Origin of the sequence: Mangrovibacillus sp. Mu-81, assembly GCF_036867415.1 — a bacterium.
Classification (GTDB): domain Bacteria; phylum Bacillota; class Bacilli; order Bacillales; family Bacillaceae_B; genus Rossellomorea.
In genome coordinates, this window is record NZ_JBAJHU010000003.1 from 435,425 (window position 1) to 451,673 (window position 16,249).

The following is a 16,249-nucleotide window of genomic DNA, read 5'->3' on the forward strand; positions in this document are numbered from 1 at the left end:
TAATGCCAAAAGTGATTGAAGAAGAAAAAGGAACAAAATCTAATGGCCGTTTTCAATGGATTGTTTTTGTAGTCTTCATTCCTTTATTATTTGCAATTACCATCGCTTTGGTTGTCATGACGGTGGCAGGAATTAATGTATTTGAGAAAGCCCAGTCCATTCCTTTCATCTCAAAAGTACTGCCGTCTGGAAATGAGGAGAATCAGGAACAGCTTGAAAATCGCATCATCTCATTACAGGCTTCAATCGAAGACAAAGAAGCGAAGATCTCACAGCTTCAAACTGAGATAGATGGGAGTGAGAAAGACAATGAAAAGCTTCAGGCTACGATTGAACAGCAGAAGCTTGAATTGGAAGAACTGAGACAGATTGGTGAAGAAAATAAACGAGCTTTCAAAGAAGTGGTAAGTACATTTGAATCGATGTCTGCAAAGAGTGCGGCTCCTGTCCTCTTGAAGATGGAGGATCAGGAGGCTATAAAAATTTTATCAAGTATCAAACCCGACAACTTAGCGGATATTTTGGAAAAAATGCCGCCAGAAGATGCTGCGCGTTTAACAGGTTTACTATCAGCTGACGAGAGTTAAGGTATGAAATCTTAGAGAGGGGGTGAAGTAGTGGAGATAGGATTAATGCAAACTGCACTTCCCAGTCGTCCAACACTGCAAGGTTCTAATTTGGAAAAGTTGACTAATACGAATAAATCTTTCTCCCATCATTTGCTGGGAAGCTTGAAAGATTCTATCCAGAACACAGCAATAAGTGAGACTGACGGTTCATTAAATTTAGGTGCTCTGAGTGACTTGTTGGGAGCAGAAGGGTTAGCGGTACTAGGGCTTTCAGAAGATCAAATAATGACCTTGAAACAAATGAAGGAGTTGGATGTTGAGGCAATCGCCGGTATTTTGGGAGTGGACTTGACCGAACTCAACAAGCTTAAAGCGGATCTTCAGGCAGAGATTTATTCCTTTTCCGGAAAAAAAGCTCCAGATGAAAATGAAGAAGTCCAAGGAGGAGATCTGGGAACGATATTGCACCTTATTCAAATGACATTTGAAAATGGGAAGGTTCAGCCAAAGGATCTTCAAAATATGGAGAAGCTTGTTAAGCTGGTAAAAGTAATTGAACATCTCGCCAATCAAAAAGACCTCCATATTGCGGAGGTTCAAAAAATACATGAGATGAAAGACTTGTTGAAACAAATCCAGCACAAGGTCGATGCTGTTGTATCTGCCCTTTCGAATCAGCCGAAGAATTGGAATGAAATGATGAAGGCTGCATATAACAGGCATATTCCGGCAGAGGAAGTCAGTGGATCAGCCAACATGGAGAATAAGGTTCCTCAGGCCGTTTCAGGGAATAATCATCCGTTCGTCCTTCAGAGAACAGAGCAGTTTACAATGACTTTACCACAGGAAAAGGGTTCAGTACGTTATGAACAATTTGCAAAGGAACTTCAAACAGTTCTAAGTAAATCGCTGTTGCAGTCACAGCCGAACATGAGTAAGCTGCTGATCAAGTTATACCCGGAACAATTGGGTTCATTGCGTATCGAACTGCTGCAGCAAAATGGAATCATGACTGCGAGGATTTTGGCCACAACTGCATCTGCTAAAGAAATGCTGGATTCACAGCTGCAAGGATTAAAGCAGGCATTCACGTCCCAGAACATCCAAGTAGAAAAGATTGAAATTTCACAGGCACTGTCAGATCCGGAAAGGCAATCAAAAGGACATTCTCAGGAACAATCAGGTGGACAGGCTAAACAAAGTCAAAAAGATTCTCCCAAGAATAATGAGGAACCCGACTCTGCAACGTTTAAAGAATATCTCGTGAATAGCGAAGTGTAGGTGATGTTATGACAAAGATAGATCCAAATTTATTGTATTCAACGCTGCAGACAAAAAAGCGTGAAGGCGGCAATGATATTTTAGGAAAAGATGATTTTCTGAAGATCCTCATGACTCAGCTTCAGAACCAGGACCCGATGAACCCCATGCAGGATAAAGATTTTATCGCACAAATGGCAACATTTTCATCGTTGGAACAAATGACGAATTTAACAGTGACAATGGAGAAATTTGTGGAAAATCAAAATCAAGCGCAATTGATTTCGTACAATCAATTCGTCGGTAAGCAAGTGACTTGGCATAAAATGACTGAATCAGATTCAGACGAAGCACCTGAAATCTCAGAAGGACAAGGAATTGTGAAAGGTATCCGGTTTAAAGAGAATAACGTTGAGTTCGTGATGGAAGATGGAACCATTCTCACTCCTGGAAATATTTCACAAGTGAATGACGGGATGGATACAGGCACGTCACTCGTCAGTGCCTCGATGCTGATCGGGAAAAAAGTGACTTGGGAAGGTGAAGAAGGCACGATCAGCGGTATCGTTCAGTCCGTATCATCAAAGGACTCCAGAATTTGGATACACACTGATGCAGGAGATAAAGTTCAAAGCGATAACTTGATTAAAATCGAATCATAACTAGGAGTGGTTGTATGGAGAAAGCTTTCTTGCATCGCGTTCCATCGCAGCCTATAACAACAGCCGTCAGAACGAAGGCAGTTGAAACTGTATCTAATCCGGACAATTCATTTGCCGCACAGCTAAATAGTGCCATACACCGTTCTGCAGAAATGCAGATTAGTAAACATGCAAAGGTCAGGATGGAACAAAGAGGAATATCTATCTCCCCGCAGGTTTGGGAGGAAATTGGAGAAAAGGTAAGTGAAGCAAAATCCAAGGGTGTTCAGGAATCCCTGGTTCTCTTGAAAGATGCAGCTTTAATTGTCAGTGCAAGAAACCGCACAGTCATTACTGCACTGGACCGCCAGGAAGCAAATTCACAGATCTTCACGAATATTAACGGAACGATATTAATTGATTCATAGGCTGGACCTTTAAAGGAAGCCTACAGGCTGTGGAATGATAGAAGCAGCTTATCACGAAAGGGGAAAAATTCATGCTACGTTCAATGTATTCAGGTATCAGTGGAATGAAGAACTTTCAAACAAAATTAGATGTTATCGGGAATAATATTGCCAATGTTAATACCTATGGATATAAGAAAGGCCGAGTAACGTTTCAGGACCTTATGAATCAGACGGTTTCAGGTGCAAGCAGGGCAACAGAAAACCGCGGTGGCCAAAATGCGATGCAGGTAGGTTTAGGGTCAACATTATCATCAATAGATACTATTCAAACACAGGGTAGTCTTCAAACGACGGGAAGATCACTTGACGTTGCTGTATCAGGAGACGGTTTCTTCATGGTCCGACAAGGCAATAATCAACTTTACACCAGAGCTGGAAACTTCTATCTGGATTCAAACGGAAGCCTCGTAACCGGTGGAGGAGCCCTTGTACAGGGGTTCCCCGTTGATGCAGACGGCGTTGTCAATCGATCAGGGGCAACGGATATTACGATTGATACGGATACGACGATGGCTCCTCAAGCGACGACTGCAGTTTCTTATAATGGAAATCTAAAAGCGACCGCAGAAGACGGAATTGTCGTAGAAATTGAAACAAAGGTAAAGGATTCATTAGGAAATGACATCAGTTTGCAGGTCACCCTGACAAAAAGTGCCGGAAACAATGAATGGGAAGCTGATATTGCCAGTCTGACAGATGGTATCACGATTGCAGGCGGGGATGAGTTAACGGTTAACTTTGATGCTGACGGTAACATGACCACCAATATGCCACATGGGTTGTCTCTTACTAATGGAAATGGGGCAAATGATCTGGACATCAACATGGACTTCTCAAACATCACTCAATTCGACAGTTCATCATCTGCCAACGTAGATACTGTAAATGGGAACTCTGAGGGATATCTCGAAAGCTTTAATATCGGTTCTTCAGGAGAAGTGAATGGGGTATTTTCTAATGGAGAAGTAAGGGTCTTGAGCCAATTGGCACTTGCGACATTTTCAAATCCAGGCGGGCTGACAAAAGCAGGAAGTAACTTATTCCAGGCTTCAAATAACTCTGGTCTGGCTAACTTGGGAGTGGCAGGGGAAGGAAGAGGTGCGCTTCAATCAGGTTCACTGGAAATGTCAAATGTCGACCTTTCTGAAGAATTCACCGAAATGATCACAGCGCAGCGCGGTTTCCAGGCTAATACGAGAATCATTACGACCTCGGATGAAATTTTACAAGAACTGATTAACTTGAAACGATAATTCGTTACAAAAGGGAGGTCATGGGCTGGCTTATATTTGGGTTTGATCCCGCTCTAAAATATGGGTCAGCTCTACATATGAATGATTACGTTAACAAGATTAAATGGTAAAGCCTTTACCATCAATGCATTCTATATAGAGACAGTCGAGTCGTTTCCGGATACGACAATCCAATTAACCAATGGAAGAAGATACGTAGTCAAAGAATCTGTTGACGAAGTTACGCAGCAGACATTATCTTTTTTTCGTAAAGTGAACCTTCTGGATCCTGCGCTTAAAGGGGGTACAACAGAATGAAGAATAAATTTATAACCATTATGTTGATCCTGCTTGTAACCATTACATTGGTTGGTGTGATTGCCTTAGTGGTCATACTTAAATTCTCGGATGATGAAGAAACGAAGGAACCATCCATTGAAGAAGTCATTGAGGCTTCTGTCGATATTCCTGAAATTACTACCAATTTATTAAGCAATGATTTTATTCGTATTTCCTTCAAAATTCAGACTGACAGCAAGAAAGCTAAACAGGAATTGGAGAAAAGAGATTTCCAGGTTAATAACATCATCATTGAAGAACTGTCCGAAATGAAAGCAGAAGACCTGCAAGGAAAAAAAGGCAAGGAATTGATTGAAGACAAGGTAAAGGAAAAGGTGAATAGCCTGATGCAGGAAGGCAAGGTAGAAAAAGTGTACATCACCTCTATGATGATTCAATGATTAAGGGTAATTTCAGGGGCTGGGGGTGAAGAGATATGGCAGATGTATTATCACAAAGTGAAATAGATGCCCTGTTATCGGCATTGAATACGGGTGAAATGAGTGCCGATGATTTTAAGAAGGAAGAAGAAGAAAGAAAAGTTAAGGTTTATGATTTCAAGAGGGCCTTACGATTTTCCAAAGACCAGATTCGCAGTTTAACGCGCATTCATGAGAATTTCGCCAGAATTTTAACAACGTATTTTTCTGCTCAGCTGCGCACGTATGTCCAGATTAATGTCGCATCCGCTGATCAGATTCCTTATGAGGAGTTTATTCGTTCTGTTCCAAAGATGACGATTCTAAATGTGTATGAACTTCCTCCATTGGATGGAAGGATTCTTATGGAAATAAATCCAAACATCGCTTATTCGATGATGGATCGTGTGATGGGTGGAAAAGGTGTAAGTGTGAATAAAGTGGAGAACCTTACAGAAATTGAGACTACCATCATGTCCCAGTTATTCGAGCGCGCTTTTGAAAACTTAAGCGAAGCTTGGAGCACAGTGGTGGATATTGATCCGGTGTTCGCTGAGTTTGAAGTCAATCCGCAATTCCTGCAGATGGTGTCCCCAAATGAAACGGTTGTGGTCATTTCGTTAAATACTACAATTGGGGAAACGACCGGGATGATCAATATATGTATTCCACATGTAGTATTGGAACCGATTCTTCCTAAGCTGTCCGGAAGCTACTGGATGGAATCAAAGAAAAAAGATATCAAGCCTCAAGAAGCTGCTAATCTGGAGAAAAGAATCAAAAGAGCGTACGTACCATTAGTCGCCGAGCTTGGTAATTCTGAAATATCGATAGAAGATTTCTTGATGCTTGATAATGGAGATGTCATACAGTTGAATGCCAGAATCGATGATCCGCTAACCATTAAAGTCGGTGAGATTCCAAAGTTCACTGCACAGCCTGGAAAAGCAAATAACAGACTGGCGATTCAAATAATAGAAGGATTGAAGGGGGGAGACGACGATGATGAGTGATGATATGTTATCACAAGATGAAATCGATGCTCTGCTTAGAGGTTCTGCAGAGCCTGATGAGCAGGATGACAGCGAAATGAACATAGAAGATTACATCAGTTCCATGGAACAGGATGCTTTGGGTGAGATAGGGAATATCTCTTTTGGAAGCTCTGCAACAGCTTTATCAACCTTACTTAATCAAAAAGTTGAAATTACCACCCCTAGAGTTTCCATTGTGAATAAAGATTCCTTAGAGGATGAATTTCCTCATCCATACGTTGCAATAGAGGTTAAATATACAGAAGGTTTTTCAGGTGCAAACCTGTTAGTGATCAAACAATCAGATGCCTCAATTATTGCTGATTTAATGTTGGGCGGAGACGGGCTGGACCCATCCGGGGAACTCGGTGAAATCCAGCTGAGCGCAGTCCAGGAAGCGATGAATCAAATGATGGGTTCGGCAGCTACATCAATGTCGACCGTGTTTAGTAAAAAAGTTGATATTTCACCGCCATCTGTGGACTTAATGTATATTCCGGATGGGGAGGGACAGGAAAATATACCGGATCAGGATTTGTTGGTTAAGGTATCATTCTCCCTGAAAATAGGGGAGCTTATCGATTCAAGTATTATGCAGCTGCTTCCTTTAAGGTTTGCCAAAAGCCTTGTGGATGAGTTGATGGGTGGAGGCAGCGTGCCGCAGGAAGAAGATACAGCCGGACAGGAAATGTCTCATGAACCGGCTGTGCCTCCGCAAAAGAGTCATGTGCAGGAAGATGCCTCACGTGAATTCATTGGTGCTGCTCAAGCGGCTGCCCCTGCACATTCCGGTCAGCAGCAAACATCCCCTCAGCACTATGGTGGGCATAGTTATTCCGGTCAACAGCAAGTAAATGTTCAGCCTGCTACATTTTCAAATTTTGAACCGGCAGAGCTCGGTCAGCAAGAAACAAAGAATCTGGACATGCTCCTCGATATTCCTTTACAGGTAACAGTAGAGCTGGGGAGAACGAACCGTTCAGTAAAAGATATCCTGGAGATGTCCTCGGGGTCAATCATCGAGCTGGATAAACTAGCAGGTGAACCTGTTGATATATTAGTAAACAGCAGATTGATTGCCAAAGGGGAAGTGGTTGTAATCGACGAGAATTTCGGTGTCCGTATCACGGATATCGTCAGTCCGAGTGATCGATTGAACAAACTTAGATAAACGCTCTATTAAAATACCATATGGTAAACATCAACGTATGAGTAAAGAGCCTGGGTAAATAATTAGAAAGATGGAGGATGACGGCGATGGCAAATAAAATATTAATTGTTGATGATGCAGCATTTATGCGAATGATGATTAAAGATATATTGACGAAAAATGGTTTTGAAGTTGTGGGTGAGGCTGCGGATGGTGCACAGGCTGTTGAGAAGTACAAAGAAGTTCAGCCTGATCTTGTGACAATGGATATCACAATGCCCGAAAAAGACGGTATAGCAGCACTGAAGGATATCAAAGCAATGGATCCGGGTGCGAAAATCATCATGTGTTCGGCAATGGGCCAGCAGGCGATGGTAATCGATGCGATTCAAGCAGGAGCAAAAGACTTCATTGTCAAGCCATTCCAGGCTGACCGGGTAATTGAAGCGATCCAGAAAGCTTTAAGTTAACAGTCATTAAGAAGGTGTATGAATTGAAAAAGTTTCAACTAGTGGTATGTGTTCTATTACTATTCATAATGGTGAGTGCTGGAGCTTCAACAGCACTTGCCGGTATGAATTCTGTGGACGATTGGTATGAAGAGCCGGAAAAACAGGATGGTGAGAAGCAAGCGGATCCATCTTCATCGAAGGATGAACCTATAGAAAACCAAGCGCCGGCTGTCACCTTTCTTGATTATGTGAAAATGATCGCTGCTTTGATCTTTGTTGTAGCACTAATTTATTTTCTTTTGAAATTCATCAATCAGAAAAGCCGGTCGTTTCAGCAGACAAAAATGATCAATCATCTTGGCGGTGCTCCGCTTGGGGGAAACCGGTCAGTGCAGATCGTCAAAGTCGGAAATCAGGTACTGGTTCTTGGTGTCGGTGAAGACATTCAGCTATTAAAAGAGGTTCAGGATGAAAAAGAGAAAGAAGAGATTCTTGCTTATTATAATAGTGGAACGGAGCAGTTGAGGGATCCAAAGATGCTGTTTGCAAATTTGCTGACGAAAGTAAAAGGCAGTCCTGAAAATACAACAGCACCTAACTCCTTTCAGTCGCATCTTAAGTCGCAGCTGGAGGAAATAAGTAAAGGAAGAAAGAAGATGCTAAAGGATTTAAAGGGTAAGGAGAACCATACAGATGAATGAATTCATGGAGTTTTTTAATGGCAGTCCCGCGGATTCTGTCTCTACCAGTGTAAAATTATTATTATTATTTACGGTTCTATCCTTGGCCCCAAGTATTCTTATTCTTATGACTTCTTTTACAAGAATCATGATTGTCCTTTCATTTGTAAGGACTTCACTCGCAACTCAGCAGATGCCGCCTAATCAAGTGTTGATCGGTATTTCTTTGTTTCTTACGTTCTTCATTATGGCTCCGACATTTCAAGAGGTCAACGAAGAAGCGTTGACACCGCTTTTTAATGAAGAAATAAACCTTGAAGAAGCATATGAGAAAGCATCGATCCCATTTAAAGAGTTCATGAGTAAACATACAAGACAGAAGGATCTGGAACTTTTCCTGAACTATTCCGGAGCCGACAGACCGGAATCCATTAAGGATATACCAATGACTTCTCTTGTACCGGCGTTTGCGTTGAGCGAGATCAAAACAGCTTTTCAAATCGGTTTCATGATTTTCATCCCTTTTCTTGTTATAGATATGGTGGTTGCCAGTGTCTTGATGTCGATGGGAATGATGATGCTTCCACCGGTTATGATTTCTTTACCGTTTAAGATTTTGCTCTTTGTATTGGTGGATGGCTGGTACTTAGTCGTTAAATCTCTATTAGAAAGTTTTTAAGTAGGTGAGCTTTATGAATGCTGAATCTGTTATCGCATTAGCTGAACAAGGAATTTATGTTACCTTGATTGTTTCAGGTCCTTTGCTGGTACTTGCCCTTGTCGTCGGGCTGATCGTGAGTATTTTTCAGGCGACTACCCAAATTCAGGAACAAACACTAGCGTTCATTCCTAAGATCGTTGCTGTATTGATCGGAATTGTTTTTTTTGGACCATGGATGCTGACGAAAATCGTCACCTACTCATCACAGATCTTTTCTGATTTAACTAGGTTTGTAGGTTAATAGAATGGCAGATCTTGTACCTGTATTATCGGTCTTTTTATTGGTATTTGTTAGAGTTTCTGCATTCTTTGTCACAATGCCTTTATTCTCATACCGAAATATACCTGCGCAGCATCGAGTTGCGTTTTCATTGGTCCTATCATGGGTGATGTATTATACGGTTGAATCGAAAGCGTTTGAGATCAATGGACAGTACTTTCTGCTGGTCATGAAAGAAGCAATGGTCGGCCTGTTGATCGGGTTTGTCGCATACATGATCATTTCCGCCATCCAAATTGCAGGAGGGTTTATTGATTTTCAAATGGGTTTTGCAATTGCAAATGTCATCGATCCCCAGACGGGTGCCCAAAGCCCTTTGATGGGGCAGTACTTATACACTTTTTCACTCTTATTACTGCTTGCATTGAATGGCCATCACTTGATTCTTGACGGTATCTTTTACAGCTATCGCCTGATTCCCATTGACAGTCCCTGGATTCCATTCGGCGATGAATTACTCGTCGAATATGTAGTGAAAACATTTAACTCCATGTTCATCATCGCATTTCAAATGTCCATCCCGGTCGTAGCCACTCTCTTTCTGGTTGATGTTGCTCTGGGTATCGTTGCGAGGACCGTGCCCCAGCTAAATGTATTCGTAGTAGGGTTCCCGATCAAAATTGCTGTTTCATTCATTGTTCTCTTTATCGTAATGGGAGTCATGTTCGCGGTTATGCAGCAGTTATTCGAGATGATGTTTGTATCGATGAGAGATTTAATGAAGTTAATTGGAGGCTTGTAAAGTGCAGTGGATATCTTTGGATTTACAATTCTTCAGTGGTGAGAAAACCGAGAAGGCAACCCCAAAGAAAAGGGAGGATGCTAAAAAGAAAGGACAAACTGCAAAAAGCCAGGATGTGAACACAGCTATCATCCTTCTTGCGGTGTTCTTGTTTATGACATTCGGTGCTTCATACATTGGAAATATTGTATTTGATTTATTTCGTCATTCCTTTCAGGAGTATATGCTGATGGAGCTTACTGAAAATACAGTCCAGGTCATCACAATGGATCTCATGAAAGAAATGGCGCTGCTGCTTGGACCCATTATGCTGGTGGCACTCCTTGCCGGGATCATTGCCAATTATATTCAAGTGGGAGTCATGTTCACTACCGAGCCAATGCAGCCGAAATTGGAAAAAATAGATCCCATCAAGGGATTTAAACGGATTTTTTCGATGAGGGCGATAGTAGAGCTTCTGAAGTCCATCTTGAAGATTTCTTTTATAGGAGCCATCACGTTTGTCATTCTTTGGATGAATATAGAAGAAGTACTGAGTTTATCTTTTAAATCAGTAGGCGATTCTTTGGTCACAATGGCCAAACTTGCCGTTCAAATGGGGATAGCCGCATCTTTGGCACTATTATTTTTATCGGTCTTCGATTATCTTTATCAAAAGTATGATTTTGAAAAGAATATCAGGATGTCCAAACAGGATTTGAAGGATGAACATAAGAACATCGAGGGAGACCCCTTAATCAAATCAAAAATAAAGCAAAGGCAGCGCGAAATGGCAATGCGCCGAATGATGCAGGAAGTCCCGCAGGCGGATGTAGTGATTACCAATCCCACTCACTTTGCCATTGCCTTGAAATATGATGAAGATAAAAAAGACGCTCCATATGTCGTTGCCAAGGGAGTCGACTATCTGGCTCAAAAGATTAAATACATTGCCAAAGAAAATGATGTTGTGATGGTGGAGAACCGACCACTGGCGAGATCACTATACGATGCGGCTGAGATCGGGGATACAGTCCCGGAAGAATTTTTTAAAGCTGTTGCAGAAATCTTGGCCTATGTATATCGAATCAAAAACAAACTGTAAGAATGTTAGGAGAGAAATTGTATGTCAGCAAGAGATTTATCCGTATTAGCCAGTGTCATATTGATTGTAGCTATGCTTATCATCCCGTTCCCGTCATGGATGTTAAGTGTACTGATCATTATTAATATTTCACTTGCTCTTTTAGTGCTCCTAACCTCTATGAATATGAATGAACCGCTTCAATTTTCCATATTTCCATCACTGTTACTGCTGCTTACACTATTTCGATTGGGTCTAAATGTTTCCACAACGAGATCAATTCTCAGTAAAGGAGAAGCGGGGGGCGTTGTGGAAACCTTTGGAACGTTCGTAGTCGGAGGAAATGTTTTAGTGGGACTTGTGGTGTTCGTCATTCTGATCGTTATACAGTTCATTGTCATTACAAAAGGATCAGAACGTGTATCTGAAGTAGCGGCAAGGTTTACCCTGGATGCGATGCCCGGGAAGCAAATGAGTATCGATGCGGATTTGAATGCAGGGATGATATCAGAACACGATGCGAGGCACCGCAGGGATAAAATAAGCAGGGAAGCAGATTTTTACGGGGCTATGGATGGGGCCTCTAAATTCGTAAAAGGAGATGCAATCGCCGGAATCGTCATTGTCATGATCAACTTGATTTTTGGGATTATCATCGGAATGACACAGCAGGGACTCCCGATCGGTGAAGCTGCAACACGCTATTCACTTCTCACTGTCGGGGATGGGATTGTCAGTCAGATACCTGCTTTATTGATTTCGACAGCAACAGGTATAGTAGTCACCAGGGCAGCTTCTGAAGGAAACCTTGGACAAGATATCATGAAGCAGCTATTGGCCTACCCATATATGCTTTACGTGGCAGCCTTTACTATTTTCATGCTCGGCGTGGCTACACCGATTGACGATATTTTGACCATTCCCATTGCCGCTGCAATGGCATTTGGAGGATATATGCTTTCACGCACCCCCGCCGAAAGCGAAACAGAATTGGCAGCCATGGAAGAAGAGGTAGAAACAGATGAAATGAAGAGCCCTGAAAGTGTAGTTAATCTTCTTAATGTTGATCCTATTGAATTTGAATTCGGCTATGGTCTGATCCCGCTTGCCGATACAAATCAGGGAGGGGATTTACTTGACCGGATCGTGATGATAAGAAGACAGCTGGCGATTGAACTGGGTTTAGTCATACCGGTTGTTAGAATAAGAGATAATATCCAACTGCAGCCAAATGAGTATCGATTGAAAATCAAGGGGAATGAAATGGCACGGGGTGAACTATTGCTCGATCATTATTTAGCGATGAGTCCTGGTGTTGAAGATGATTCGATTGAAGGCATTGATACAATCGAACCATCATTCGGTCTTCCGGCAAAATGGATATCAGAGGATATGAAAGAACAGGCGGAAATATTCGGATACACGGTCGTCGATCCCCCATCTGTAGTTTCCACTCATATAACAGAAGTAATCAAGACAAATGCACATGAGCTGCTGGGCAGACAGGAGACAAAACAATTAATTGATCATCTTCAGGAGTCTTATCCTATTTTGGTAGAAGAGGTAACCCCGAACCCATTGTCAGTGGGAGAAATCCAGAAGGTTCTGGCCAAGTTATTGAAAGAGAATGTGTCCATACGCAATCTCCCGATCATCTTCGAAACACTGGCTGACTTTTCGAAAATGAGTTCTGATACTGATTTGCTGGCGGAGTATGTCAGACAGGCTCTTGCACGTCAGATCACGAATCAATTTGTCCAGGATAACGGTTCACTTAAAGTGGTAACCATGTCCGGTAAAGTGGAGAAGCTCATTGCGGACTCCATTCAGCAGACAGAGCATGGCAATTATCTATCAATGGATCCGGGCGAGTCACAGCGTGTGCTGGAGTCCATTGCCTCTCAGGTAGAACAATTGTCGTTGATGGAAGAATCACCAATCATTTTATGTTCTCCTGCTGTAAGGATGTATGTACGACAAATAACAGAAAGGTATTTCCCGCAAGTGCCGATTCTGTCCTATAACGAATTAGAAGCAAATGTAGAAGTACAAAGTGTTGGGGTGGTGAATGTGGATTGAAGGTAATGAAATACGTAGCTCCTACGATGAATGAAGCAATGAAAAAAGTCAGGAATGAACTCGGAGAAAACGCGGTAATATTAAATTCGAAAGTAATGGATTCCGGTGGTGTTTTCGGTTTATTCAAGAAAAGAATGGTGGAAGTCATTGCAGCCATCGACCCGGGGATTGAGAATGAAAAAGCAGAAATGAAGAGGTTGCGTTCACAGCCTGATGCATCAAAATCGGTTTCTTTCAAACAAGATGAACACCGGAAACAACAGCTGAAAAGTGAAAATTCTGTTCAACAAGAGTTGAAGGAATTGAAGAAAATGATCGCATCTTTTACATCAAGCAGTCAATTCGAAAGATATGATTCTTCTATTCGAGAAATATTGCTTCATTTACAGATTCAAGGAATAAATGAGTCCCTTCTGTTACAGGCGGGAGATCACCTGCAAGGATATTTTAAGTCTTCCGGTCAGAAGGGCACAGAAATCCTGTTGATTGAAGCAAAGCGATTCCTGAAGGATGCTGTCAGCGAGGTAAACATGAGCGGTATGAGTTACAAGAAGAAGTACATCAATGTGATCGGACCGACGGGTGTGGGGAAAACGACCACCCTGGCAAAAATGGCAGCTGAAGCAGTAATTGAAAAAAGAATGAAGATCGGCTTCATCACAACAGACACTTACAGGATAGCGGCAATCGAACAATTAAAAACGTATGCCGGTCTTCTGAATGTTCCCGTTGAAGTCGTTTATAAGCTGGAAGACTACAAAAAGGCAATTCACAAGTTTAGAGATTTCGACCATGTGTTCATCGATACAGCCGGCAGGAATTTCAGGGAAAAGAAGTTTGTTGATGATCTTCACAAGGTTATAGATTTCGAGCGGGACATGGAAACCTTTCTTGTATTATCATTGACTGGCAAAGAAGATGATATGAAAGAAATCATCACACAATTTTCTGCCATTGAGATCAATGCTTTCATATTCACTAAGTTGGATGAAACATCAACCTATGGCTCAATGGTCAATATCCTCAAAGAGACAAAGACAGGTATAGCCTATATCACGACAGGTCAGGATGTTCCTGAAGATATAACCGAAGTGGACGCTGATTACATCAGTGAATTACTTCTGAAAGGGTTCAGCCATGAAAGATCAGGCGTATAATTTAAGGCAAAAGATGCTTTTAAACTCTACAACTCCTGCTAAAACGATAGGCATTGTCAGTGGTAAAGGAGGGGTGGGGAAATCCAATATATCTACCAATCTTTCAATATTAATGGGTGAAGCAGATAAAAAGGTCCTCCTGTTTGACATGGATATCGGAATGGGGAATATCCACATCTTATTAGGCAGTCATCATAAATACTCAATTATGGATTATATTGAGGGCAGAGAGCCGGAAATAGAAAACATCATATGTGAAAACGTTCATGGGATATCCTATATCAGTGCCGGGAACGGACTTAAGAGTATAGTAGAATGGAAGGAAGAACAGATACAACGTTTTTTCGAAGCGATGGACTATCTGGTTCTAAGGTATGATGTGATATTTTTCGATATGGGAGCAGGGGCCACTAGAGAAACATTGGATTTTCTATTAACGATGGAACAAATCATGGTAGTGACCACTCCGGAGCCGACTTCCATAACAGATGCTTATTCAATGATGAAATATATTCATCTCAGGGATGAGGAGAAGGAGTTCTACCTTGTATGTAATCGGGCTGAGAACCGCCAGGAAGGAATGGCAACGATTAAAAGACTGCAAGAAACAATAAGGAAATTTTTAGGTAAAGAGGTCACCCCTTTGGGAATTCTGCCTGAAGATCCTGCCGTGAGAAAAGCAGTCAGTCAGCAGACACCTTTGATAAGAAGTTTTCCACGTGCACCGATTACGATGAGCTTACACACTCTTGCAAGCAATTTTCTTTCGGAGACTGAAAATATTGCGGGCCAGGAGAAGAAACCTTCGTTTCTGAAAAACATTAAGAACTTATTTTTCAGGAGGTAAGATCGTGAAGAAAAAAGTACTTATTGTCGATGATTCCGCATTTATGAGAAAGTTGATCAGCGATTTTCTCTCAACTTCCGATCAGCTGGAGGTTGCAGGGATTGCCCGTAATGGGGAAGATGCGATAGCAAAAATAATGAAACTCTCACCCGATGTCTTAACCCTGGATGTTGAGATGCCCAAGATGAATGGGATAGAAGCTTTAAAAAGAATAATGTCAGAATGTCCTGTACCTGTCGTCATGCTTTCTTCCACTACCAAAGAAGGTGCCGAAGAAACCTTGAAGGCGATTCAGCTTGGTGCAGTTGATTTTATCGCCAAACCTTCAGGTACGATATCTCTTGATCTGCATAAAATTCAAGATGAAATCGTGCAAAAAGTGTTATCAGCCAGTCAAGTGTCAATCACTAAACTGTTGAAAAGCACGACTTCAATTGATTTTGATTCAAATAAAGAATGTCAAAAGGTAGACATTCCCCAAAAAGCAGATCACGTTACATCAAGAAGTTCTTCACTTGATTTCTATGACAATCATAAGAAAAAGATCATTTTGATCGGAACTTCTACAGGAGGTCCGAGGGCATTGCAGCATGTGCTGACGGAACTGCCTTCTTCTGTAAAAGCCCCCGTGCTTATCGTACAGCATATGCCTGCGGGGTTCACAAAATCATTGGCAGACCGTTTGGACTCGATCTCGGGCATTCGGGTAAAAGAAGCAGAACAGGGAGAAGTCCTCCAAGATGGGACTGCTTATATCGCTCCAGGCGGATACCATATGAAAATAGTGCAGTCTGAAACAATCTTGAAAGTGCATTTGACTAAAGAAGAAGAGCCAAGAAACGGGCATCGTCCTTCTGTGGACGTTCTTTTTGAATCAGTCTCAATAATAGATGATTACAATAAAATCGCTGTTATTATGACAGGAATGGGTACTGATGGTACACAAGGAGTTAAGAAAATTAAGGAATATGGCACTGTAAAGACGATCGCAGAGTCACCCGATTCTTGTATTGTTTATGGAATGCCAAAATCGGTGATAGCTGCAAATCTTTCAGATGAAGTTGTAAATGTGGATGAAATCGCTCAATCGATTATGAAGTACATGATGTAGAGA

Annotated in this window: 19 protein-coding genes; all 19 read left to right on the forward strand. The window is 41.7% G+C overall.

Translation table 11 applies throughout. From position 1 onward, the window contains the following. Window positions 1-2 precede the first annotated feature (2 nt). The 19 genes from V6B33_RS09335 (at window position 3) to V6B33_RS09425 (ending at window position 16,246) form a co-directional block, all read left to right on the forward strand. Window positions 3-587, forward strand: a complete 585-nt coding sequence (locus V6B33_RS09335) for a MotE family protein (RefSeq protein ID WP_334217474.1) — start codon at window positions 3-5, stop codon at window positions 585-587. Window positions 588-617: 30 nt separating this feature from the next. Next, on the forward strand, window positions 618-1,850 hold the full coding sequence (locus tag V6B33_RS09340) for a flagellar hook-length control protein FliK (RefSeq protein ID WP_334217475.1): 1,233 nt from the start codon (window positions 618-620) through the stop codon (window positions 1,848-1,850). Between the two features lie 8 nt (window positions 1,851-1,858). Continuing rightward, a complete protein-coding gene (gene flgD, locus V6B33_RS09345) occupies window positions 1,859-2,491 on the forward strand; it encodes a flagellar hook assembly protein FlgD (protein ID WP_334217476.1) in 633 nt (210 codons plus the stop codon). Window positions 2,492-2,505: 14 nt separating this feature from the next. Further along, window positions 2,506-2,898 carry a TIGR02530 family flagellar biosynthesis protein gene (locus tag V6B33_RS09350; protein WP_334217477.1) on the forward strand — a complete coding sequence of 131 codons (393 nt, stop codon included), beginning with the start codon at window positions 2,506-2,508 and terminating at the stop codon, window positions 2,896-2,898. A 71-nt stretch (window positions 2,899-2,969) separates the two neighbouring features. Next, on the forward strand, window positions 2,970-4,193 hold the full coding sequence (locus V6B33_RS09355) for a flagellar hook protein FlgE (protein WP_334217478.1): 1,224 nt from the start codon (window positions 2,970-2,972) through the stop codon (window positions 4,191-4,193). Between the two features lie 81 nt (window positions 4,194-4,274). Further along, window positions 4,275-4,490 (forward strand): flagellar FlbD family protein, encoded by a 216-nt coding sequence (locus V6B33_RS09360; RefSeq protein WP_334217479.1) that lies wholly within the window; start codon window positions 4,275-4,277, stop codon window positions 4,488-4,490. Next, on the forward strand, window positions 4,487-4,912 hold the full coding sequence (gene fliL, locus V6B33_RS09365) for a flagellar basal body-associated protein FliL (RefSeq protein ID WP_334217480.1): 426 nt from the start codon (window positions 4,487-4,489) through the stop codon (window positions 4,910-4,912). Before V6B33_RS09360 ends, fliL begins: the two co-directional genes overlap by 4 nt. Before the next feature lie 35 nt (window positions 4,913-4,947). Continuing rightward, a complete protein-coding gene (gene fliM / locus V6B33_RS09370) occupies window positions 4,948-5,943 on the forward strand; it encodes a flagellar motor switch protein FliM (RefSeq protein ID WP_334217481.1) in 996 nt (331 codons plus the stop codon). Further along, window positions 5,933-7,135 carry a flagellar motor switch phosphatase FliY gene (gene fliY / locus V6B33_RS09375; protein ID WP_334217482.1) on the forward strand — a complete coding sequence of 401 codons (1,203 nt, stop codon included), beginning with the start codon at window positions 5,933-5,935 and terminating at the stop codon, window positions 7,133-7,135. Before fliM ends, fliY begins: the two co-directional genes overlap by 11 nt. Window positions 7,136-7,221: 86 nt before the next feature. After that, on the forward strand, window positions 7,222-7,584 hold the full coding sequence (locus V6B33_RS09380; protein WP_032088822.1) for a response regulator: 363 nt from the start codon (window positions 7,222-7,224) through the stop codon (window positions 7,582-7,584). A gap of 23 nt (window positions 7,585-7,607) precedes the next feature. Then, entirely contained in the window at window positions 7,608-8,267 is a 660-nt protein-coding gene (locus tag V6B33_RS09385) for a flagellar biosynthetic protein FliO (RefSeq protein WP_334217483.1), read from the forward strand. Then, on the forward strand, window positions 8,260-8,925 hold the full coding sequence (gene fliP, locus V6B33_RS09390) for a flagellar type III secretion system pore protein FliP (protein ID WP_334217484.1): 666 nt from the start codon (window positions 8,260-8,262) through the stop codon (window positions 8,923-8,925). The genes V6B33_RS09385 and fliP overlap by 8 nt, the downstream gene beginning before the upstream one ends. Before the next feature lie 13 nt (window positions 8,926-8,938). Next, complete coding sequence (fliQ, locus tag V6B33_RS09395; protein ID WP_334217485.1) at window positions 8,939-9,208, forward strand: flagellar biosynthesis protein FliQ; 270 nt, start codon at window positions 8,939-8,941, stop codon at window positions 9,206-9,208. A 4-nt stretch (window positions 9,209-9,212) separates the two neighbouring features. Continuing rightward, window positions 9,213-9,989, forward strand: a complete 777-nt coding sequence (fliR, locus tag V6B33_RS09400) for a flagellar biosynthetic protein FliR (RefSeq protein ID WP_334217486.1) — start codon at window positions 9,213-9,215, stop codon at window positions 9,987-9,989. Between the two features lies 1 nt (window position 9,990). Beyond that, a complete protein-coding gene (flhB, locus tag V6B33_RS09405; protein WP_334217487.1) occupies window positions 9,991-11,073 on the forward strand; it encodes a flagellar biosynthesis protein FlhB in 1,083 nt (360 codons plus the stop codon). A gap of 21 nt (window positions 11,074-11,094) precedes the next feature. Continuing rightward, the gene (gene flhA, locus V6B33_RS09410; RefSeq protein ID WP_334217488.1) at window positions 11,095-13,131 is read left to right on the forward strand and encodes a flagellar biosynthesis protein FlhA; all 2,037 of its coding nucleotides are present in this window, start codon (window positions 11,095-11,097) and stop codon (window positions 13,129-13,131) included. A gap of 5 nt (window positions 13,132-13,136) precedes the next feature. After that, window positions 13,137-14,288: a flagellar biosynthesis protein FlhF gene (gene flhF / locus V6B33_RS09415; protein ID WP_334217713.1), complete on the forward strand. Its 1,152-nt coding sequence runs from the start codon at window positions 13,137-13,139 to the stop codon at window positions 14,286-14,288. A 13-nt stretch (window positions 14,289-14,301) separates the two neighbouring features. After that, complete coding sequence (locus V6B33_RS09420) at window positions 14,302-15,135, forward strand: MinD/ParA family protein (protein WP_334217714.1); 834 nt, start codon at window positions 14,302-14,304, stop codon at window positions 15,133-15,135. A 1-nt stretch (window position 15,136) separates the two neighbouring features. Then, the gene (locus tag V6B33_RS09425) at window positions 15,137-16,246 is read left to right on the forward strand and encodes a protein-glutamate methylesterase/protein-glutamine glutaminase (protein WP_334217715.1); all 1,110 of its coding nucleotides are present in this window, start codon (window positions 15,137-15,139) and stop codon (window positions 16,244-16,246) included. Window positions 16,247-16,249 lie beyond the last annotated feature (3 nt).

Excerpts from the sequence above, each read along its gene's own strand:
- V6B33_RS09335 (WP_334217474.1), top strand. The coding sequence starts at position 3 with ATGCCAAAAGTGATTGAAGAAGAAAAAGGAACAAAATCTAATGGCCGT.
- flgD (WP_334217476.1), top strand. The coding sequence starts at position 1,859 with ATGACAAAGATAGATCCAAATTTATTGTATTCAACGCTGCAGACAAAA.
- V6B33_RS09350 (WP_334217477.1), top strand. The coding sequence starts at position 2,506 with ATGGAGAAAGCTTTCTTGCATCGCGTTCCATCGCAGCCTATAACAACA.
- V6B33_RS09355 (WP_334217478.1), top strand. The coding sequence starts at position 2,970 with ATGCTACGTTCAATGTATTCAGGTATCAGTGGAATGAAGAACTTTCAA.
- V6B33_RS09360 (WP_334217479.1), top strand. The coding sequence starts at position 4,275 with ATGATTACGTTAACAAGATTAAATGGTAAAGCCTTTACCATCAATGCA.
- fliL (WP_334217480.1), top strand. The coding sequence starts at position 4,487 with ATGAAGAATAAATTTATAACCATTATGTTGATCCTGCTTGTAACCATT.
- fliM (WP_334217481.1), top strand. The coding sequence starts at position 4,948 with ATGGCAGATGTATTATCACAAAGTGAAATAGATGCCCTGTTATCGGCA.
- fliY (WP_334217482.1), top strand. The coding sequence starts at position 5,933 with ATGATGAGTGATGATATGTTATCACAAGATGAAATCGATGCTCTGCTT.
- V6B33_RS09380 (WP_032088822.1), top strand. The coding sequence starts at position 7,222 with ATGGCAAATAAAATATTAATTGTTGATGATGCAGCATTTATGCGAATG.
- fliP (WP_334217484.1), top strand. The coding sequence starts at position 8,260 with ATGAATGAATTCATGGAGTTTTTTAATGGCAGTCCCGCGGATTCTGTC.
- fliQ (WP_334217485.1), top strand. The coding sequence starts at position 8,939 with ATGAATGCTGAATCTGTTATCGCATTAGCTGAACAAGGAATTTATGTT.
- fliR (WP_334217486.1), top strand. The coding sequence starts at position 9,213 with ATGGCAGATCTTGTACCTGTATTATCGGTCTTTTTATTGGTATTTGTT.
- flhA (WP_334217488.1), top strand. The coding sequence starts at position 11,095 with ATGTCAGCAAGAGATTTATCCGTATTAGCCAGTGTCATATTGATTGTA.
- flhF (WP_334217713.1), top strand. The coding sequence starts at position 13,137 with ATGAAATACGTAGCTCCTACGATGAATGAAGCAATGAAAAAAGTCAGG.
- V6B33_RS09420 (WP_334217714.1), top strand. The coding sequence starts at position 14,302 with ATGCTTTTAAACTCTACAACTCCTGCTAAAACGATAGGCATTGTCAGT.